Genomic DNA, 20,122 nt, shown 5'->3' on the forward strand with positions numbered 1-20,122 from the left:
GCCGACCACCACGACAACTCCACCACCTGCGAAAACGGGATGTTCCGCGACGTACCGCGTCGCCAGGGAATGGCCCAACGGCTTCCACACCGAGTTGATCGTCCGCAACCTCGCCCAGACCCCGGTGACGAGGTGGGTGGTGCACTGGAAGTTCCCGAGCGGCCAGCAGATCCGGGAGACCTGGGGCATGACCGCCCGCCAGACGGGTGCCGACGTGGTCACGTTCAGCCCGGACGGCAACGGCACGATCGCCGCGGGCGGACAGGTGTCGCTGCGGTTCAACGCCGTCACGGCGGGCCCGAACGTCACCCCCACCAGCTTCACCCTGAACGGCGTGACCTGCGCGTCCGGCTAACCCCCCGCCTCGTCGCTCCTGACACGCGGGGNNACGAAAGCTCCCCGCGTGTACTTCAGCGACGGCGTGGCGAAGCGCGACACGCCGGACCGTCAGCGGCCTGACGAGAGCTCCTGGGCCAGTTCCACGGCCGCACGTGCGGGATCGTGGCCGAACCGGCTGCCGAACGCGTCATGCACGCGCCACCCCGCGTGGGTGAGCGCACGCCACCGAGCGAGATGCGCCCGCGCGCCGTCCGGGTGCGGGCGCGTCTCCACCGCCACCGCGTCCTCCTTCTCCCCCACCACGAGGTCCACTCGCCACTGCCCCACCGGGTAGCCCGTCCGCACGGTCAGCCCGGCGGTCCGCAGCTCCTGGGCCAGCCGGGCCGTCCACCCGTCCTCGGGTTCGGCGCCGGCGGTCTCCGTGGGCGCGATCTCCGCGTGCCGCAGGTACTCGCCGACCAGGCCGGGCGGCCGGGCGACCGACGTGATCACGTGCACCTGGCCGCGGGCGCGGGTGGTGAGGACCGCGAGCAGGTTGCGGTCGTTGACGAACCGCCACGCGCCCGGTTTGCCGTCGGCGGCGAGGCTGATCACGACCTCGTCGAACTCGCCGCCCTGCACGCCGTGCACGGTGCCGGTGCGGACGCCGCCGGTCGTGATCTCGTCCAGCGTGAGCTCGTCCAGCAGCGCCTTCTCCAGCGCGTCGGCCTGGGCGCGGAACGGTGTGACGACGCCGATCGAGCGCACGCCCGCGGCGACCCGTTTGCGCACGTGGGCGAGCACGGCGTCCACCTCGGCCTGGTTGACGCCCTTCGCGGTGCGCGCGCCCGGCACGAGTTCGGTGTCGATGCAGTCGACGTCCGCGATCGCCGGGTGCGTGGTGAGCAGCGCGATCCTGCCGTCGTAGAACTCGGTCGCGGCGAACCCGATCAGGTGCGGCGCGCAGCGGTGGTGCTCGTCGAGCCAGTGCACGCCGGCGGTCGCGGCCGCCGCGTCGAACAGGCTCACCTTCGGCACGTCCAGCCGGTCGCGCAGGTCCTGCGTGCCCTCGGCGTCGACCGCCGCCTGCACGGCCTGATCGCTCACGAACGACACGTGCCGCAACTGCCGGGGATCGCCGCCGATCACCGCGGACCGCCCGCGCAGCAACGCGGGCGCGGCCAGTGGCTGGTCGACGTGGCTCGCCTCGTCGATGATCACCAGGTCGAACATGCCCGGCACCGGCGGCAGGATGTCCTCCACGTCGGACAGCGTGCCCACCCACAACGGCAGCGCCGCCACCAGGTCCGCGCTGTCGATCTCGGCCAGCCCGCGCCGTCGCGCCGCCCGGCCCGACCGCAACGCCTTCGCCAGCGCCGCCACCGCCCTGCGCGCACCCGTTCCCCGGCGGCTGACCGCGAACTCCTTGAGCCACAACGCTGTCGCCTGCCGGCTCGCGGTGTCCTGCTCCGCCAGCAACGGTCTCAGCTCGTCGAACCTGGTCCCGCTCGTCTCGACCCGCACGAGCGCGGCGGTCTGCTCGGCGGCGTCGATCGCGGCCGCCAGGTCCTCCGGCGAGGCCTCCCCGGCACCGGCCAGCTTGCGCGCCTTGCCCACCGCCCACCGGGTGCGCAGTCCACTGAGGAATCCGGTCCGCGGCCGCAACAATCCATGCAGCTCACCGAAATCCGCCCCGGCGTCGAACGCCTTCGGAGCAACCGCACGGTGTCCCGGCATCAACGCCTGGTGCCGGCGAGCCTCAGCGGCCAGCAGTTCGTCGTCCAAAGCAGCGGCGACCGTGCGTTCGATCCGGGTCAGGGCCGCCACGTCGGCGCGCCGCGCCCGGTCGAGTTCCTTCAGCCGGTCGGGCCTGCTCACCGCGTCGAGCCCGTCGCTCAGCTCCCGCGCCATCTCCTGGCGCAGTTCCGAGTCGCCGAACAGCGCGGGCACCGGTCCGCCGGCGCGGCGTACGGCCACACCGAGCACGTCCGCGGCGTTGCGCGTGCGGCTCGCAAGCAACACGGACCGACCGGCCGCCACCGCGTCCAACGCCAACGCCGCGAGCGTGTGTGTCTTGCCCGACCCAGGTGGCCCACCGACAACGGTGATCCGCGCACGCCGTGCGTGCTCAACGGCACGTTCCTGACTGTGGCTCAACGGCAGCGTGGAACTGATCGGTGCAGTGGTCTCAAGGGCTGTTTCACTCGCACCGTAGAGCGCGGCGAACGCGGTGTCCTCGATGCCCGTCGCGGTCGCCCATTCGACGAGCGCCGCGCCGTGCTCGGTCGTCACCACGGGCTCGCCCGCGTGCAGCCCGGCGCCCATCGCCACGGCGAGCTGATCGCCGGAGATGAGCAGCCGTGGGTCGTCGCGCAGGATCGGCACGTCCGCGAACCCCGCCAGCCGCAACGTCTCGGTGATCCACTCCTCGGTCGGCGCGAGCGCGGCCTCCCGTTCGGCGGTCTGCGCCCAGTCCTCGATCAGCGGGAACACACCTGCGTCACCAGCGATGTGGAACGCGTAGTTCGACCCGACGCCGCTGTGCAGGCGCACGGGCCGTGAGATCAGTGGCAGGCACACGCGCCGACGTTGGCCGCCGATCAGCGCGGGCCCGGCCAGGAACGCCCAGCCCAGCCGCAGCAGCCGGTCCTCCTGGTGCAGTGCGTCGAACGCGGCGAGGTGCTCGGCCTGATGACGAGCCTGCCGCGGCGCGGTCCACGGCACCGGCCGCCACTGTCCCCGATCGTCCTGGGATTCGTCCTGGGTCAGGGTGATCGCGCGCCAGGACGGCTCGTGGTCGCCGAGCCAGAGCAGACCGGCGGCCTTGGTGAGGTCCAGCTGGACCTTCTGCGGCTGCTCGGCGGCGCTCAAGCGGGCCAGGGTGCGCAGGACGGCCGGAACGTTCACGGCGCCCATCGTGCCATCGTGACCGATGACTCGATGGGCGCCGCTTCTAAACCGTTAGGCCGCCACTGGACCGTTAGAGCGTCAGGCTCCACGTGTCGATGGTGCCGACGTCGGCCGTAGCCGCGTCACGGACCTGGAGCGTCCACGTGCCGTTGCGCGTTTCCGACGACAGGTTGACCGTGAAGGTCTGGTCGATGTTGTCCGCGCTACCGCCCGCACGGTTGTGTAGGAGGTAGGCGGTGCCGTCCGGCGCGAGCAGGTTGACGATCAGGTCGCCCTTGTAGGTGTGCTTGATGTGCACCTCGACCTGGCTGGACGCCGAGGCGTTGCCGGTGCAGCCCGAGAAGGTGATCGCCGACGTCACCGTCGAGTTGTCCGGGATGGCGACGTCCGTGCCGTTGGTCTGCGTGGCACAGGTGGCCGAGCCGACCGTCCAGGTGAACGAGGTGCTGCCCGAACCACCGGCGGACGCCGTGGCCGTGGCGGTCACGTTGTAGGTGCCCGCCGCGGTCGCGGTGCCCGAGATCAGGCCGGAGGCGGAGATCGACAGGCCGGTCGGCAGACCGGTGGCCGACCACGTGTACGGCGCGGTGCCGCCGGACGCGGACAGCTGCAGGTTCGCCGTGCCGTTCAGCGCGGTCGTCTGGTTGCCGGGGTTGGTGACCGAGACACCGGGGACGCCGCCGGCGTTGGTGCGCAGCAACCGGTTGGCGGAGTTGGCGCCGGGGCTGGTGACCTTGTTCGGGGTGGCGGCGGCGACGATCGCGGCCTGCACCTCGGCGGGGGTCTTGGAGGGGTTGTCCGCGAGGTACAACGCGGCCGCGCCCGCGACGTGCGGGGACGCCATGGACGTGCCGCTCATCGTGGCCGAGCCGGTGTTGTTGTTGTACGACGCGGAAACGATGTCCTGGCCGGGTGCGAACAGGTCGCTGCACGTGCCGTACGAGGAGAACGACGCGCGGGCGTCGGTGCGGGACGTCGCCATGACGTTGATCGTCTCGGTGACGCGTTGCGGCGAGTACTTGCAGGAGTCGTCGTTGAAGTTGCCCGCCGCCACGACGTAGGTGACGCCGCGGCCGATCGAGCTGCGGACCGCGTCGTCGAGCACGCGGCTCGGCTCGTTCGCGGTTCCGGTGTAGAGGCTCATGTTCGCGACCGCCGGCAGCACCGCGTTCGCGGTGACCCAGTCGACGCCCGCCGCCTCGGTCGAGACCGAGCCGCCACCGGAGCAGTTGAGCACGCGGACGGCCTTGAGCTTCACGTTCTTCGCGACGCCGTACGTGGCACCGCCGACCGTGCCCGCCACGTGCGTGCCGTGGCCCATGCAGTCCTTGCCGTTCTGGCCGTCGGTGAACGCGTCGAACCCGAACGTCGCCCGCCCGCCGAAGTCGGCGTGGTTGTAGTTGATGCCGGTGTCGATCACGTACGCGGTGACGTTCGAGGCGTCCGTGCTGTAGCTGTACTTGTTGTTCAGCGGCAGATCAGCCTGGTCGACCCGGTCCAGGCCCCACGACGGCGGGTTGAGCTGGTCCGCCAGCACCTGCACGGTCCGGTCCTGCTCCACATAGGCCACTGCCGGGTCCGCGGCCAGGCGCTTGGCCTGCTGCTTCGACAGCGTGGCCGAGAAGCCCTTGAACGCCGCTTTGTAGGTGAAGCCGATCTTGGCGCCGTACCGCGAGGCGAGGTCGCCGGCGCGGCCGCCGACCTCCGAGCTCGTCATGGTGTTCTTGAGCACCACGATGTAGCTGTCCTGGACGGCGTTCGGCGCGCTCTCCGCGACGATCGGTCCCTCCGGCTGCGCGGCGGCAGCCTGTGGGAGCGCTAACACAGTTCCAACGGCGGCAATCGCCGCCACACCGAGCGTGCGCAGGGTGCGTTGTCTCATCACTGCTCCTTGATCGCAGGGAACCGCGTGCGAACACGGGCCGGCCCTCGACGGCCCAACAGATGCGTTCACACGCGGTTGCGAAACAGCGGTAGTCCGTTATCGGACGTGATGAGTCTTTAGTTGCGACAACGACCAGAACAAGCGACTTTCGTCTGTTGTCAGCCGGCGAGCGCGAAAAGTTCCTCCGGGTCGCCGCTCTGCTTCAGCTGCGCCAGGGACTGCTTCTCCAGCTGGCGGATCCGCTCGCGGGTCAGGCCGAGCTCCTCCGCGACCTCCTGGAGCGTGCGCGCACGACCGTCCTCCAGGCCGTACCGCAGGCGCATGATCCGGCCCTGCCGTTCCGGAAGGACGTCCAACAAGGACCGGACGCCCTCGGTGAACTCCTGCTGTTCCACGAGTTCCGGCGCCGACACACCGTCGGTGTCCTGGATCAGGTCGCCCAGCACCGAGTCGCCCTCGTCGCCGACCGGCGTCTCCAGCGACACGCACGAGCGGGCCGCGTCGCGCAGGTCCTGCACGCGCGTCGGCGACACCTTGGCCTCGGCGGCGATCTCCTCGATCGTGGCCTCGCGCCCGAGCGCGGCGGACAGCTTCTGCCCGATCTTCTTGAGCTTGTTGACCTCTTCCACCACGTGCACCGGCAGGCGGACCGTGCGGGTCTGCTCGGCCAGACCGCGTTCGATCGCCTGGCGGATCCACCACATGGCGTAGGTGGAGAACTTGTAGCCCTTGGCGTAGTCGAACTTCTCGACGGCGCGGATCAGGCCGAGGTTGCCCTCCTGGACCACGTCACCGAACGGCAGGCCGCGGAACGAGTGCTTCTTCGCGACCGACACGACCAGGCGCAGGTTCGCGCGGATCATGTGGTCCTTGGCTCGCTCGCCCTCGGCGACGATGCGGCGCAGCAGCCGCGGCTCACGCGTCGTGTCACCGCTCGCGAGCAGGTGCGCTGCGTAGACCCCGGCCTCGATGCGCCTGGACAGGTCGACCTCCTCCGCCGCCGTGAGCAGCGGTGTGCGCCCGACGGCGCGCAGGTACTGGCCGACCGAGTCCGCGTCCTGCTGGCCGGACGCGCGGTTCTTCAGATCTGCAGGCATGACAAATCCCCCCGTTTCCGTTGGCAGGAGTGGCAGCCGAAGTGGCTGCCTCAGGTGTAACGGTTCAGAGGTCCACTTCATTCCGCGGTTTTTGCTGTGACCTCAGCCTCACCCGGGTGATCGCGTGGTGCTCCACGGCCAGCACCTCGATCTTCCAGCCGGAGACCTCCACCACGTCACCGGGTTCGTCCGGGATGCGGCCGAGGAGCACCAGCACGAGACCGGCGATCGTCGAGTACGGACCGGACGGAGGGTCCCGCAGCTCGACGCCGACGTCCGTCAGGTCGTGCACCGGGAACGTGCCGGGCAGCGCGATCGTGCCGTCCGGCGCGGTCCTCACCGCGGTCACGTCCGGGTCGGTCTCGTCGTAGATCTCGCCGACGATCTCCTCGAGCAGGTCCTCCAGCGTCACGATGCCGTCGACCGCGCCGTGCTCGTCCACCACGAGCGCCATCTGCTCGCGCTCGGCCTTCATGCGCCGCAACGCGTCCGCGACCCGCACCGAGTCCGGCAGCACCATCGGCGGACGTGCCACGTCCACCAGTTCCACCGCGTCGTCGAGCAGGTCCCGCAGATGCACCAGGCCGACCACGTCGTCCAGGTGACCGTCCTTCGTCACCGGCGCCCGTGAATGTCCCGACTCCGCAAGGATTTCCCGCGCGGTGGCGGTGTCCAAACCTGCTTCGAGAACGGTGACCTGACGACGCGGCACCAGCACCTCGCGCAGCCGCCGTTCGTGGATCTCCAGCGCACCGGTCATGATCTCGCGCTGTTCCGGGTTCAGATGTTGTTGCACCTCAACGAGATCACGCAGTTCCTCGGCCGACATCTGTTCCTCTTCGACGTCCGGGTCGCCGCCGAAGACCCGCACCACGAGATCGGTCGCCTTGCTGAGCAACCACACGACCGGCCGTGACACCGCCGACAGCAGGTCCAGCGGGCGCGCGATGATCTTCGCCCAGCGCACCGCGTACTGCATGGCCAGGCGCTTCGGCGCCAGTTCCCCGAACACCAGAGTGACAAACGTGAGAACCACGGTCACAAGTGCGATCGCGACCCCGTTTGCGGCTCCGTCGAGGAATCCCAGCAACGGCACGAGCGGCTGCGCGAGAGAAACGGCCGCAGTCGCCGAGGCGAGGAATCCGGAGAGTGTGATGCCGATCTGGATTGTCGCGAAATACCTGTTCGGATCACGTGCCAGGCGCACGAGCGTGCGGTGTCCTTCGCGTTCCAACGATCGCAGCTGACCTTCGCGCAATGACACCAACGCCATCTCGCTGCCGGCGAACGCCGCGTTGAGCAAAACCAATACCGCGACCAGCGCGAGGTTGAAGCCGTAGCCGTCCACACGTTTGGGGTAGCACGCATAGTGGTAATTCGCACGCTGACGGCCATCTTGAGCAGCCAGGAGGGCCTGTACCGAACGAGGTGGGGATCTAGATGGATGCTCCCGAGGTGCTGAGCGCCTCCGTGAGGACCCTGCACACCCTGCCGGAGGACGTACCGGACCTCTCCGCGATGCGCTCGTGGGTGGGAACTTTGTTGAGAGACCTGCCGGAAGACCTCCGGCTCGACGTGTTGCTCGTGTGCACTGAACTGGCCAGCAACTCGTATGAGCACGCCGAAGGGCCGCGGGCCGTACGAGTCCAACGACATACCGACTTCATCCGGGTCGAGGTGGACGACCACACACCGGCCGAGCTTCCTCAGCTCGGCGTGTCACGGCTCGGTGACTCCCGTGGACGCGGCCTGATCCTGGTCGCGAACCTCTCTCGTTGCTGGGGCACACGCCAGTTCACCGGCGGCAAGACCGTCTGGGCCGAGGTGAACGCATAGATCACCTGTGCGTTCCGCACAGAGAAGTCATGACACCGCACGGATGGGTCTTGCGGAGAGTTTCTTCGACTCTTGATGCATGACAACTCGTTCTGCAGTACAGCAGCTGGTTCGACGTCCGGTGGTCCGGGCTGTGCTGAACCGCTGGCCGATAGCGGTCGCGCTCGTGATCACGTTCGACTTCTGGCAGGCACCTGTCGTGCCGCCCGTGTGGACGCTGCTGGTGGTCCACGCGGCCTACCTGTTCTGGGGCCGGCGGGCGCCGCGGGTGCAGCTGATCGTGTTCGGCCTGTACGTGGCCCTGGCGGCCGCGGTGATCCTGGTGGCGCCCTTCTACGGCGTCGGGCTGATCGCCTTCGGGTGGGCCGCGCACGCCGTGTGGGACCTCGTGCACCACGTGCGCAACGCAGTCGTGCCACGCTGGTGGTCGGAGTTCTGCGGGGTCTTCGACCTGGTCATCGCCGTAACCATCCTGCTGGTGTGGCCTCTACCCTGATGGCGATGAACGACCTTCCGCACACCGCGCTGCGCGGAACATTGCACGTGCTGTGGGTGAGTTCGCTGATCGTGCCTCTGGTGGCGGTGCTGCGCGAGCCGTCCTGGCTGCGCTGGCTCGGGGTGCTGGGCCTGCTGGTGCTGGCCGTGGCGTACGCGGTGGCGCTGCGGGAAGCGAAGCTCTGGGCGCTGGTGGCGGCCATCGCGATCTCGATTCCCCTGGTGGCACCGGTCGGCCCGGCCGAGCTCTCGACGTGGGCGTGGATCGGCGGCGGCGCCGCCGGGTTCGCTCCCCTGCTGCTCAGCGGCGTCTGGCGGTGGATCGCGGCGCTCGGCGCGGTCGTGCTGTCCGGCGTGGTGGGCTCATTCGTCGCGCACGACCCCACGACGTACCAGATGATCGCGGCCGCGCTCGGCGCGACGATCATCGCGATGGCCGGCCTGCCGATGTGGTTCGCCGGCTTGCTGGCGCAGGCGCGGGCGGGCCGCGAGGCGCAGGCGGAGCTGGCGGTGAGCGAGGAACGCCTGCGGTTCGCCCGCGACGTGCACGACCTGCTCGGCCACCGGCTGACCGTGATCGCGCTGAAGTCCGAACTGGCCGGCCGGCTCGCGTCCTCGGATCCTGCGCGGGCGGCCACCGAGGCGTTCGAGGCGCAACGACTGGCCTCGTCGGCTTTGGAAGAGGTACGCGACGCGGTGCACGGCTACCGCGCGGTGAACCTGCCAGAACAGCTGGAGGCGGTCCACAACGTCCTGCGGGAGGCAGGCATCCGATGCACCGTCGCGGAGGTCCCGGTGCACGGAGAGAGCGCCACACAGCTCGCCCTGGCGCTGCGCGAGGCGTGCACCAACGTGCTGCGCCACAGCCACGCGACGTGGTGCATGATCGACGTCGCTGTCGCCGAGGGGGAGGTGCGGATGACCGTGACGAACGACGGCGCCGGTCCAGGCCCTTCACGCGAGGGCAACGGCATCCGCGGCATGACCGAACGCCTCGCGTCCGCGGGCGGCCAGGTCTCCGTAGAACGGTCCGCCGACGAGTTCACGCTGCAGGTAGTGGTGCCCGCGTGATCAGAGTGCTGCTGGCGGACGACGAGGAGCTCATCCGCGACGCGCTCGCGGCCCTGCTGGACCTGGAACCGGACCTGGAGGTGGTGGCGCGCGCCGGCGACGGCCGCGCCGCCGTGGAGGCCGCACTGGCCCACCGCCCGGACGTCGCCGTGGTGGACCTCCAGATGCCGTTCGTGGACGGCTTGGAGGTCACCGCGGAACTGGCCCGTGTGCTGCCGTCGTGCGCGGTGGTGATCCTGACCGGCCGCGGCCGCCCTCCGCACCTGCAGCAGGCCCTGCACGCGGGCGCGAAGGGCTTCCTGCCCAAGGGATCCCCCGGCGGCACGCTGGCCGACGTGATCCGCCGAGTGCACGCCGGTTCCCGCTGGGTGGACCCGGCGCTGGCCGCCGACGCGCTGGCCGCCCCGCCGTGCCCGCTGACCCAGCGGGAGCTGGAGGTGTTGCGGCTGAGCGAGTTCGGCACGCCGGTCGCGGAGATCGCCTCCCGCACGTCGCTGTCGGCCGGGACCGTGCGCAACCACCTGTCGGCCGCGGTGGCCAAGCTCGGTGTCGCCAACCGCGGCGAGGCGTTCCAGCTGGCCCACCAGCACGGCTGGCTCTGAGCGAGTTCCGAGCCGGAGGTTGTGTCCGCTGACCGCTGCGCGGGCAGCGGTGGTTCGAGTGCGGCTGCTGGATCGCGGGGTGATCGCCAGGAACCCTGGCGCGGGACGCCGTCGGCTACGGCCGGAGCCGCGGTGTGTCGCTTGTGGACGTTTATCGCGCGTCGGTGACCCGGTCGGGCAGTGGTCGTTCCACAGCTGGCCGCCGTTGCGGGAGGAGTTCGTGGCCCTCAGTTCGTGAGCCCTCAGTTCGTGCCGTCGGGCGCGGTCAGCAGGTCGAACGCGTGCCTGCGGTGCTCCGCGAACAGCTTCAGCGCCCCATCCGCGTTCCCGAGCCGCAGCGCCGCCACCAGGTCGCGGTGCTCCGCGCGGATCTGCTCCAGGTAGCCGGCCGTGCTCACGTTCACCCGCGTGATCAGGAACAGGTGCACCTGCGACCGGATCGCCTCCCACGCCTGGACCAGCCGTGAGTGACCGGCGGCCGCGAAGACCGCGTCGTGGAACGCGATGTCGCAGCGCACCATCTCGTGCGGTGTCGAGGCGCGGTCCATGGCGGCCGCGGCGTCGGCCAGCGCGTCCAAGGGTGCGTCGGCTGCCACCACGCGGCGGACGGCCAGGGTTTCCAGGGCGCCGCGCAGGCTGTCGAGCTCGGCCACGTCCTGCAGGGACAGCACGGTGACCGTGGTGCCGCGATGCCACTCGGCGCGGACGAGGCCCTCGCCCTCCAGGGAACGCAGCGCCTCGCGGACCGGGCCACGGCTGACTTGCAGGGCCTCGGAGAGCTCCACCTCGCGCAGGGCGGCGCCTGGCGGGTAGCGGCCGTCGAAGATCGCCTCGCGGATCACGTCCGCGACCTCGCTGCTCAGGCCCCTTCGGCGGGCCGGTCCCAGGGTCACGCCAGCAATGTTAACAAGCACAATGTTAACAAGCACACAAGAGCACCGCTTGTCCTAATGTTAACATTCCTACATGCCGAACATCCCACGCTTCCACCTCGCCATGCCCGTCGACGACCTCACCGAAGCCCGCCGCTTCTACGGCGAGACGCTCGGTCTGGAGCAGGGCCGCAGCTCCGACACGTGGATCGACTGGAACCTGCACGGCCACCAGTTCGTCACGCACCTCGCCCCGAAGACGGAGCGCGTCAGCAACCCCGTCGACGGCCACGACGTGCCGGTCCCCCACTTCGGCCTCGTGCTGACGGTCGACGACTTCCACGTGCTCGCCACCAAGCTGAAGAACGCGGACACGAAGTTCGTCATCGAGCCGTACGTGCGGTTCAAGGGCGAGCCCGGCGAGCAGTGGACGATGTTCCTGCTGGACCCGGCGGGCAACGCGCTGGAGTTCAAGGCCTTCGCGGACGACTCGCAGGTTTTCGCCGTCTAAAGTCGAGGCAACAATCTTGCACGACGCGCAAGTTTCGGTAGCGTAGGAGGTGACGCCGAGCCATGACCCGGTCACGCCGGGTCAGACAGGGAGAGCCATGACCACGGCCGAGCGACAGCGCAGCGCTCAGGAGCTCATCCGCCCGCAGCTACCCGCCGAACTCACCGAGAAGCGCGCGGGGTGCCCGTTCGACCCGGCCGGCGCGCTGACCGAGTTGAGCGGGCAGGGCGGCATTCACCGGATCGAGCACAAGGGCGAGATCATCTGGCTCGTCACCGGGCACGAGGAGGCGCGGGCGGTGCTCGCCGATCCGCGGATGAGCGCGGACCGGATCAACAGTCCGCGGGCCCGCGCGCTCATCTCACCCGAGCTGCACGCGGAGATGTTCCCGCCGGAGCGTCGGGCCGGGTCGTTCGTCTTCATGGACGCCCCCGAGCACACCCGCTACCGCAAGCTGCTGACCGGGCAGTTCACCGTTCGGCGGATGCGGGACCTGACGCCGCGCATCCACGAGATCGTCACCATGCAGCTCGACGCGATGATCGAGAAGGGACCGCCGGCCGATCTCGTGCGCGACTTCGCGCTGCCGGTGCCGTCACTGGTGATCTGCGAGCTGCTGGGTGTCGACTACGGCGACCGCGAGGAGTTCCAGCAGCGCACGGCCAAGCTGCTCAGCCTCACCACCACGGTCGACGAACAGATCAAGAACACCACCGAGCAGCGTCTCTTCATGCGGTCACTGGTCCGCGAGAAGCAGCTGAACCCCGGCGACGACCTGTTGTCCGGGCTCGTGAACGACACCGACCTCGACACCGAGGAGCTCACCGGCATCGCCAACCTGCTGCTCGTGGCGGGTCACGAGACCACGGCGAACATGCTGGCGCTCGGCACGTTCGCGCTGCTCGAACACCCGAAGGAGTTCACCAAGCTGCGCGAGCACCCCGAGCTGGCCGAGAACGCGGTCGAGGAGCTGCTGCGCTACCTGTCGATCATCAGCATGGGCGTCTCCCGGCACGCCAAGGAGGACGTCACGATCGGCGAGGTCACCATCCGCGCCGACGAGAGCGTCGTGGTGTCGGTGCCCGCGGTCAACCGCGACGAGACCGAGTACGCCGACCCGCACGCGCTGCTCGTCGACCGGCCGCGCGGCCACCACGTGGCGTTCGGGCACGGCATCCACCAGTGCCTCGGCCAGCAGCTGGCGCGGGTGGAGATGGCGGTCGGCTTCACCGAGCTGCTGCGCAGGCTGCCGACGCTCAAGCTCGCCGTGCCCGCGGACGAGGTGCCGCTGCGGACCGACATGTCGATCTACGGCGTGCACGCCCTGCCCGTCACCTGGTGAACGCGGCTACCGGCTGAAACCGGCGCCGAGCTGGTCGATCATGCGCCTGACCAGCTCGGCGGCCGTGTACCGCTCCCAGGCCTGGGGCGTGTCGAGCCACCACTGCACGGCCGCGCGCATCGTCGCGAGGATCGTCGAGGCCGCCACCGCCGGGTACGGGTCCTGGTCCGGGTCGATGCCGCAGCGGACCGCGATCGCCGCGGCCAGGTCCTGTTCACGCGCGGCGTAGGCGGCGAGGAAGTGCGGCATCAGCGTCGGGTTCCGGCGCAGCTCACGGAGCTGGCGCAGCCGGTTCATGTCGACCTGCAGCAGGTAGATCGAGTGCAACGTCTCCCGCAACGCGACCAGCACCGGCTCGTCGAGCGGCCGCGCGGCGAACTCGCGCAGGAACGCCATCGCCGTGGCCGTGTCACCCGCGACGATCGCTTCCTCTTTGGAGGAGAAGTAGTTGAAGAACGTCCGCAGCGACACGCCGGCCGCCCGTGCGATCTGTTCGACCGTCACTCCGTCCAGGCCGTGCTCGACGCACAGGCTCCACGCGGCATCGCCCAGCGCTTCCCTGGTCGCCGCCTTCTTGCGTTCACGCAGGCCCGTCATGGCGGAAAGATTAAAGCGTGCCGGAAATTGGCGTAGACCTTGTCACCTGGTGAGCGCCTCAATACGGTCCGTGAGAACGCTCTCACAGACCTGCGGAGGACCGGGTGCGCTTAGTCGGAGTCGTCGTGCTGGCCGGTGCCCTGCTCACCGGCGGCCAGGCACAAGCCGCTCCCCCACGGGCAGCGGCCGCGCCGACGGTCACCCTGATCACGGGCGACCAGGTGCTCACCGGCCAACGGGCGGTCAGACCGGCTCCCGGCCGTGAGCACGTCATGTTCACGACGTACAGCGCGCAGGGACACGAGTACGTGGTGCCGAACGACGCGTTGCCGATGATCGCGAACGGCCGCCTCGACGAGCGCCTGTTCGACGTCACCGAGCTCGCCACCTACGGCGGCGCCCTGCCCGTGATCGTCAGCTACCCCGAGGGCATCCTCAGCACCCAGTCCGGCCTCCAGCTGCGCAGCATCAACGGCGTGGCGTTCGACGCCGCCAGGACGCCGCTCGTGGGCGGCCTGTCGACGAGCGCGAAGAAGATCTGGCTCGACGCCAAGCGCCACGCCAACCTCGACCGCAGCGTCGCCCAGATCAACGCCCCCGCCGCCTACGAGGCGGGCTTCACCGGCAAGGGCACCACGGTCGCCGTCCTCGACACCGGCGTCGACCAGACCCACCCGGACCTGAAGGACCGCGAGATCGGCGAGCGCGACTTCACGGCCTCGCCGGACGCGGGCGACCACTTCGGTCACGGCACGCACGTCGCGTCGATCATCGCGGGCACGGGGGCGAAGAGCCGCGGCAAGTACCACGGTGTCGCACCGGACGCGCACATCCTCGACGTGAAGGTGCTGGGCGACAACGGTTCCGGTCAGGACAGCGGGATCATCGCCGGCATGGAGTGGGCGGTCGAGCAGGGCGCCCAGATCGTCAACATGAGCCTCGGCGGCTACGACACGCCCGAGATCGACCCCCTCGAAGAAGCGGTCAACCGCCTGTCCGAGAAGGGCACGTTGTTCGTGATCGCCGCCGGCAACAGCGGCCCCAACGCCGCCACGGTCGGCTCACCCGGCACCGCCGACGCGGCCCTCACCGTCGGCGCGGTCGACGACGGCAACCGGATCGCGGAGTTCTCCAGCCGCGGCCCGACCAGGGCCGGCACGCTCAAGCCGGACCTCACCGCGCCGGGCGTCGGCATCGTCGCGGCCCGGCACTCCGACGGCCGGATCGGCCCGCCGGTCGCCGACGGCTACACCTCGCTCGACGGCACCTCGATGGCCACCCCGCACGTCGCGGGCGCCGCCGCCCTCCTGCACCAGCAGCACCCAGACCTGACCGGCGCCCAGCTCAAGGCCCGCCTCACCGGCAGCACCACGCCCACCGCGCAGCTGACCCCGTTCGAGCAGGGCTCCGGCCGCGTCGACGTCGCCAAGCTGATCAGGCAGAACGTGACCTCGACCCCGACCAGCCTCAGCTTCGGCGCGCATCGGTGGCCGCACACCGGCGAGCCCGCGCTGACCAAGGAGATCACCTACTCGAACGCCGGCTCCGAGCCCGTCACCCTCGACCTCACCACCGAGACGACCGGCACGCTGTTCAGCGTCTCCCCCGTCAGACTCACGGTGCCGGCGGGTGGCTCCGCGACCGCCACGGTCACCGCGGACGTCGCCAGGCAGCCCGTGGGCGGGGTGGTGGGCGGCGCGATCGTCGCGAACGGCGTGCGCACGGCCGTCGTGGTCGACCTGGAGACCGAGAGCTACGACGTCAGGATCACCGGGACAGAGCGGTCCGGCGTCCGAGCGAGCACGACCTTCGCGTTCCTGATCAACGTCGACACCGGCGCCCGCGTGTGGCCGAACAGCGAGACCGGCGTCGCCCGCCTCGCCAAGGGCCGCTACGTCCTGTCGGGCAGCGTCATGTCGTCGAGCGGCGCCCACACCCACGACATGATCAACTACCCGAACCTCACCGTCACCGGCCCGGCCACGATCGACCTCGACGCCCGGCAGGCCAGGCCGATCCAGGTGAAGCTCCCCGTCCCCGCCCAACTCTCGTTGCTGCAGACCGGTTTCGAACGGACCGTCAACGGCACCAGTTACACCATCGGCAACTTCTCGGTCGGCGGCGTGATCGACCACCTCGGCGTCGCGAGCCTCGGCCCCGACTCGACCGAGGTCACCGGCAAGACCGCCACCTTCTGGAACGCGGGCCCGGACTTCTACGGACTCGCCTGGTACCAGAAGGGATCCGCGCCCAACGGACTGTCCAGGACGGTCGCGAAGAAGGACGTCGCCTCCGTCCGCGTCGACCTGCCCGCGCTCAAGGACGGCCAGAACGCCACCATCGGCCACACCTCGGCACCCGAGGGCCGTGCCGACTGGGGTTACGGCTCGCTGGACAACCTGGCCGCCGGCCCGCGCACCGAGTACTACGGCGGTGAGGGCGGCGACTGGTCGCGCAGGTTCAACCTGTTCGACGAGACCGGCAACATCGGCGCACTGGTCGGCCCGCTCCGGCACTACCGGCCGGGCAGGTCCTACGTGGAACCGTTCAACCGCGCGGTGTTCGGCCCGGCGCTGCCCGAGACGCGCGACATCCCGCACGCGTTCCGCACGGGCGACTTCGTCCGGATCTCCGTGCCGCTGTACGGCGACAACGCGGGCAACGAGGGCTACGGCCCCGTCACCGAGGCCAGGACCACGCTGTACCGCGACGGCACGAAGGTCGGCGACACGGCCGAGGCGGGCTGGGGCCTGTTCGACGTCGAGCCCGGCGCCGCGAACTACCGCGTCGAGACGACCTCGACCCGCGACAACCCGTTGAGCACCACGGTGTCCGCCGTCTGGACGTTCCGCAGCGACACCACGACCAAGCAGACCGCGCTGCCGCTGAGCGTCATCCGGTTCACCCCGCAACTCGACGACAACGGCACCGCCCGCGCCGGCCGGATGCTCGCCGTGCCGGTCTCGACCCAGTCGCAGGCGGGCTCGGTGAAGGTCACGTCCGTCGAGGTGTCCTACGACGGCGGCAAGACGTGGCGCGGCACGCCTGTCACGAGTCATCGGGTGCTGCTCGCTCACCCGAAGGACGCCAAGTCGGTCTCCTTGCGCGCCAAGGCGTCCGGTGACGGCCAGACCGTGGAGCAGACGATCGTCAACGCGTACCTGCTGTGCTGATGGACCCGGCTGCCAGAATGATCAGATGCGGGAGCTGACGGACGACCTGGTGCTCGACCACTGCCCACCGCGCCCGCCAAGTCCGGCCCCACCAACCGAAGTGCGCGTCCCCGGCCGTCACGTCGCCGAGATCGCCCGGCACCCCGACGGCCGGCTCGCCGTGCTCACCTGGTCGTCGCCGAAGATCGACCCAGGCCTGCTCGAACCCGCCCTGCACGTCGTCGAGAACGGCAGGATCACCGACCTGGGCCCGACCTCCGCCGACGCCGCGAGTCCGGTGTGGTGGGGCGACGAGGTCGTGTACCTGGCGCTGACGCCATCGCACCTGCAGGGCGGCAACGCGGTGTTCGACCAGCGCCACCGCAACCTCACCGAGGGCATGCCGTCCTGCCCGGTCGAGCTGGTCCAGGACGACGGCAACGCGCCGATCATGATCGTCGCGGCCGGGCTGGACACCGAGTTCCACCGCCTCGGCCAGGGCCTGCTCGGCCGCATCAGGGGTGCGCACCGGCCCCGGGGCGGACACGCGGAACAACTCCCGGACATCCCGTGGGGCGTCCAGGAACGCCTGCGCTACCAGGCGAGGGACGGGCTCGACCTCGACGGCCTGCTGGTGCTCCCGGTCGGCCGGACCCGCGCGGACGGGCCGTTTCCGATGGTCACCCTGGTCCACGGCGGGCCCTACGACCGGTGGACCGACGACTTCCAGCTGCACTGGGTGCCGTCGGCGCAGTGGTTCGCGCATCAGGGCATCGCGAGCTTCTTGCCCAATCCCCGCGGAGGCCTGGGCCGCGGCCACGAGTTCGCGGCCGCCGTGGCGAAGCGGGCCGGCCAGGAGGAGTGGCACGACATCGAGACCGGCATCGACCTGCTGGTCAGCCAGGGCGTCGCCGACCCGGACCGGCTCGGCATCTCCGGGTGGAGTCACGGCGGGTTCATGGCCGCCTGGGCCACCACCCGGACCGACAGGTTCAAGGCGGCGCTCGTGGGTGCGGGGATCTCCGACTGGCCCAGGCAGATCGCGAAGGGCGAGTGGGGCAGGTTCGAGGCGGCGCTCTCGGACGGCCCGGAGCACAGCCCACTCACCTATGCGGACCGGATCCGCACACCGCTGTTGATCGTGCACGGCGCTGAGGACACGAACGTGCCGTTGGAGCAAGCCGAACTGTTGCACCGCGCCGTGCAGCACTCCGAACTCGTCGTCTATCCCGGCGAGGGCCACTCCCTCCGGCAGCGTGAGCACAGGCTGGATCTGCTGAACCGAGCCAGAAGGTTCTTCGCGAAGCTCTGAGGTTTGCGCAAGGCTTGCGAAAGCGTTGCAAGGGCTGAGCAAGCCCGCGCAAGCGAGCTCATCGAGATCGAATCAATTTATGCGGGACGTTCGGGTGCGAACCTCCCGCATGGCACGAAGAGCAGCCGCTGGTGATGGCCAGTGCTACGGCTACGACGGGGTTCAGCTACCCGAACCGGGACGCGTCTTTCCTGTTCAGAGGCCGATGTCGCAAATTTGCGCAATCACGTCGACATATTGCGGTAATCTGCTAGGCACTTCTACGGTGAGGCGCGCCACACCCCCTCGCGTCCCCACCGAGAAGGGCCAAGCACGCCATGTCACCGACGACACGCGTTCGCTCCCTGCTAGCCCCGTTCACCGTCATAGCCCTCGCCGCGGCCATGTTGACCATCTCCCCCGCCGCGGCCAGCGCGGCGCTCCAGGCGACCTACAGCGCCAGCAGCACCAACCAGAACTACGGGCCGGGCAACGCCGGTGACGGCAACCAGGGCACGTACTGGGAGAGCGCGAACAACGCGTTCCCGCAGTGGATCCAGGCCGATCTCGGCGCCGCGCTGAAGACCGACCGGGTCGTGCTGAAGCTTCCGACCGCGAACTGGGGCGCCCGCACCCAGACCCTCGCCGTGCAGGGCAGCACCGACGGCCAGAGCTTCACGGATCTGGTGGCCGCCAAGGGATACGAGTTCACCCCGGCCGCGAACAACACCGTCACCATCGACTTCACCGCCGCCACCACGCGGTACGTGCGGCTGCGGATCACCGCGAACACCGGCTGGCCCGCCGGCCAGATCAGCGAGTTCGAGGTGCGGAGCCCGACCGGCGGGGACACGCAGGCGCCGTCGGCCCCGTCCGGGCTCGCCCTCACCCAGCCTCAGTCCGGCCAGATCCGGCTGACCTGGAACGCGAGCACGGACAACGTCGGCGTCACCGGCTACGACGTGTTCGTCAACGGCAGCCTGCGCACCACGGTCACCGGCACCACCTACACCGACAGCCAGCCCGACGGCCTGCGGGTGACCTACCACGTGGTCGCGAAGGACGCGGCGGGAAACCAGTCCCCCGCCAGCAACTCCGTGACGCGCGAGGGCGCCACCGGCACGAACCTCGCCCAGGGCAAGCCCGTCACGGCGAATCACAACGTGCACGACTTCGTCGCGGCCAACGCCAACGACGGAAACCTGAACACCTACTGGGAGTCCAACGGCTTCCCCGGCACCCTGACCGTCCAACTGGGATCGAACGCCGACCTCAGCTCGCTCGCGGTCAAGCTCAACCCCGACTCGATCTGGGGCGCCCGCACGCAGAACGTCGAGGTTCTCGGCCGCGAGCAGAACGCCACCGGCTTCACGAGCCTCGTCGCCGGCCGCGACTACCGCTGGGACCCGGCGAGCGGCAACAGCGTCACGATCGGTCTCAGCGCCAGGGTCGCCGACGTCCAGCTGCGGTTCACGTCCAACACCGGCGCGCCCGGCGCCCAGGTGGCGGAGATCCAGGTGTTCGGCACCCCTGCCCCGAACCCCGACCTCACCGTCACCGGCACGTCGTTCACGCCGGCAAGCCCCGTCGAGACCGACCAGATCACCTTGAACGCCACCGTCCGCAACGCCGGTACGGCAACCAGCACCGCCACCGACGTGACGTTCTTCCTCGGCACCACCGCGGTCGGCACGGCCCAGGTGGGCGCACTGCAGGCCGGCGCCCAGGTGAACGTCAACACCACGGTCCCTGCCCGCCCGGAGGGCTCCTACCAGTACACCGCCAAGGTCGACGAGACCAAGAAGGTGGCCGAGCAGGACGAGACCAACAACGCACGCCTGCACCCCGACCCGCTCGTGGTCACCCCGGTGCCGAGTTCCGACCTGGTCGCCGTGCCGTCCTGGTCGCCGAGCAACCCGACCAACGGCCAGAGCACCACGTTCTCGGTCGCGATCAAGAACCAGGGCACCGTCAACAGCGCCGCCGGAGCGCACGGGATCACGGTCACGATCCTGAGCAACGGCCAGACCGTCCGCACGTTCACCGGCAGCCACAACGGCACGATCAACGCGGGTGCCACGACCGCCGCGGTCAACCTCGGCACCTGGACCGCCGCCGACGGCCGGTACACGATTTTTTTTTT

General features: G+C 69.9%; 16 protein-coding genes. 10 read left to right on the forward strand and 6 right to left on the reverse strand.

Annotated elements, in window-relative coordinates; translation table 11 throughout:
• A partial coding sequence (locus B0F77_RS13915) for a cellulose binding domain-containing protein (protein ID WP_211293781.1) occupies window positions 1-355 on the forward strand: 355 nt, incomplete at its 5' end.
• 92 nt (window positions 356-447) lie between these two features.
• On the opposite strand, the gene B0F77_RS13920 is transcribed toward B0F77_RS13915, so the two are convergent.
• The 4 genes from B0F77_RS13920 to B0F77_RS13935 all read right to left on the reverse strand — a co-directional run bounded on the left by B0F77_RS13920 (window position 448) and on the right by B0F77_RS13935 (window position 7,558).
• The gene (locus tag B0F77_RS13920) at window positions 448-3,225 is read right to left on the reverse strand and encodes an AAA domain-containing protein (RefSeq protein ID WP_143466714.1); all 2,778 of its coding nucleotides are present in this window, start codon (window positions 3,223-3,225) and stop codon (window positions 448-450) included.
• 73 nt (window positions 3,226-3,298) lie between these two features.
• Window positions 3,299-5,110 carry a S8 family peptidase gene (locus B0F77_RS13925; RefSeq protein ID WP_086663308.1) on the reverse strand — a complete coding sequence of 604 codons (1,812 nt, stop codon included), beginning with the start codon at window positions 5,108-5,110 and terminating at the stop codon, window positions 3,299-3,301.
• Between the two features lie 161 nt (window positions 5,111-5,271).
• Window positions 5,272-6,210 (reverse strand): sigma-70 family RNA polymerase sigma factor, encoded by a 939-nt coding sequence (locus tag B0F77_RS13930; protein WP_086663309.1) that lies wholly within the window; start codon window positions 6,208-6,210, stop codon window positions 5,272-5,274.
• A gap of 64 nt (window positions 6,211-6,274) precedes the next feature.
• Window positions 6,275-7,558 (reverse strand): hemolysin family protein, encoded by a 1,284-nt coding sequence (locus tag B0F77_RS13935; protein WP_086663310.1) that lies wholly within the window; start codon window positions 7,556-7,558, stop codon window positions 6,275-6,277.
• Window positions 7,559-7,650: 92 nt separating this feature from the next.
• Here B0F77_RS13935 and B0F77_RS13940 point away from each other — a divergent pair, with 92 nt between their 5' ends.
• The 4 genes from B0F77_RS13940 to B0F77_RS13955 all read left to right on the forward strand — a co-directional run bounded on the left by B0F77_RS13940 (window position 7,651) and on the right by B0F77_RS13955 (window position 10,214).
• Window positions 7,651-8,046, forward strand: a complete 396-nt coding sequence (locus B0F77_RS13940; RefSeq protein ID WP_086663311.1) for an ATP-binding protein — start codon at window positions 7,651-7,653, stop codon at window positions 8,044-8,046.
• Between the two features lie 79 nt (window positions 8,047-8,125).
• Complete coding sequence (locus B0F77_RS13945) at window positions 8,126-8,542, forward strand: hypothetical protein (protein WP_143466715.1); 417 nt, start codon at window positions 8,126-8,128, stop codon at window positions 8,540-8,542.
• Between the two features lie 5 nt (window positions 8,543-8,547).
• Complete coding sequence (locus B0F77_RS13950) at window positions 8,548-9,612, forward strand: sensor histidine kinase (RefSeq protein WP_211293782.1); 1,065 nt, start codon at window positions 8,548-8,550, stop codon at window positions 9,610-9,612.
• Complete coding sequence (locus B0F77_RS13955) at window positions 9,609-10,214, forward strand: response regulator transcription factor (protein WP_086663314.1); 606 nt, start codon at window positions 9,609-9,611, stop codon at window positions 10,212-10,214. The genes B0F77_RS13950 and B0F77_RS13955 overlap by 4 nt, the downstream gene beginning before the upstream one ends.
• 242 nt (window positions 10,215-10,456) lie before the next feature.
• Here the strand turns inward: B0F77_RS13955 and B0F77_RS13960 are convergent, their stop codons facing one another.
• Complete coding sequence (locus B0F77_RS13960; protein WP_245848110.1) at window positions 10,457-11,107, reverse strand: GntR family transcriptional regulator; 651 nt, start codon at window positions 11,105-11,107, stop codon at window positions 10,457-10,459.
• 73 nt (window positions 11,108-11,180) lie between these two features.
• Here B0F77_RS13960 and B0F77_RS13965 point away from each other — a divergent pair, with 73 nt between their 5' ends.
• Window positions 11,181-11,597, forward strand: coding sequence for a VOC family protein (locus B0F77_RS13965; protein ID WP_086663315.1), 417 nt, complete (start codon window positions 11,181-11,183; stop codon window positions 11,595-11,597).
• Window positions 11,598-11,694: 97 nt separating this feature from the next.
• On the forward strand, window positions 11,695-12,939 hold the full coding sequence (locus tag B0F77_RS13970; RefSeq protein ID WP_086663316.1) for a cytochrome P450: 1,245 nt from the start codon (window positions 11,695-11,697) through the stop codon (window positions 12,937-12,939).
• Between the two features lie 6 nt (window positions 12,940-12,945).
• On the opposite strand, the gene B0F77_RS13975 is transcribed toward B0F77_RS13970, so the two are convergent.
• The gene (locus B0F77_RS13975) at window positions 12,946-13,536 is read right to left on the reverse strand and encodes a TetR/AcrR family transcriptional regulator (protein ID WP_086663317.1); all 591 of its coding nucleotides are present in this window, start codon (window positions 13,534-13,536) and stop codon (window positions 12,946-12,948) included.
• 104 nt (window positions 13,537-13,640) lie between these two features.
• Between B0F77_RS13975 and B0F77_RS13980 the strand changes: the two genes are divergently transcribed.
• The 3 genes from B0F77_RS13980 to B0F77_RS13990 form a co-directional block, all read left to right on the forward strand.
• Window positions 13,641-16,709: a S8 family peptidase gene (locus B0F77_RS13980; protein ID WP_143466716.1), complete on the forward strand. Its 3,069-nt coding sequence runs from the start codon at window positions 13,641-13,643 to the stop codon at window positions 16,707-16,709.
• Window positions 16,710-16,734: 25 nt separating this feature from the next.
• On the forward strand, window positions 16,735-18,000 hold the full coding sequence (locus tag B0F77_RS13985) for an alpha/beta hydrolase family protein (RefSeq protein ID WP_086663319.1): 1,266 nt from the start codon (window positions 16,735-16,737) through the stop codon (window positions 17,998-18,000).
• Window positions 18,001-18,317: 317 nt separating this feature from the next.
• Window positions 18,318-20,122, forward strand: a 1,805-nt coding sequence (locus B0F77_RS13990; RefSeq protein ID WP_211293783.1) for a discoidin domain-containing protein, incomplete at its 3' end; no start/stop codon positions are given.

It is taken from the genome of Lentzea kentuckyensis (assembly GCF_002150765.1).
Lineage (GTDB): Bacteria > Actinomycetota > Actinomycetes > Mycobacteriales > Pseudonocardiaceae > Lentzea > Lentzea kentuckyensis.

Bases quoted from the DNA above. Each gene is read 5' to 3' on its own strand.
- B0F77_RS13950 (WP_211293782.1), top strand. From the start codon at position 8,548: ATGAACGACCTTCCGCACACCGCGCTGCGCGGAACATTGCACGTGCTG.
- B0F77_RS13930 (WP_086663309.1), bottom strand. From the start codon at position 6,210: ATGCCTGCAGATCTGAAGAACCGCGCGTCCGGCCAGCAGGACGCGGAC.
- B0F77_RS13965 (WP_086663315.1), top strand. From the start codon at position 11,181: ATGCCGAACATCCCACGCTTCCACCTCGCCATGCCCGTCGACGACCTC.
- B0F77_RS13985 (WP_086663319.1), top strand. From the start codon at position 16,735: ATGCGGGAGCTGACGGACGACCTGGTGCTCGACCACTGCCCACCGCGC.
- B0F77_RS13970 (WP_086663316.1), top strand. From the start codon at position 11,695: ATGACCACGGCCGAGCGACAGCGCAGCGCTCAGGAGCTCATCCGCCCG.
- B0F77_RS13975 (WP_086663317.1), bottom strand. From the start codon at position 13,536: ATGACGGGCCTGCGTGAACGCAAGAAGGCGGCGACCAGGGAAGCGCTG.
- B0F77_RS13945 (WP_143466715.1), top strand. From the start codon at position 8,126: ATGACAACTCGTTCTGCAGTACAGCAGCTGGTTCGACGTCCGGTGGTC.
- B0F77_RS13925 (WP_086663308.1), bottom strand. From the start codon at position 5,110: ATGAGACAACGCACCCTGCGCACGCTCGGTGTGGCGGCGATTGCCGCC.
- B0F77_RS13940 (WP_086663311.1), top strand. From the start codon at position 7,651: ATGGATGCTCCCGAGGTGCTGAGCGCCTCCGTGAGGACCCTGCACACC.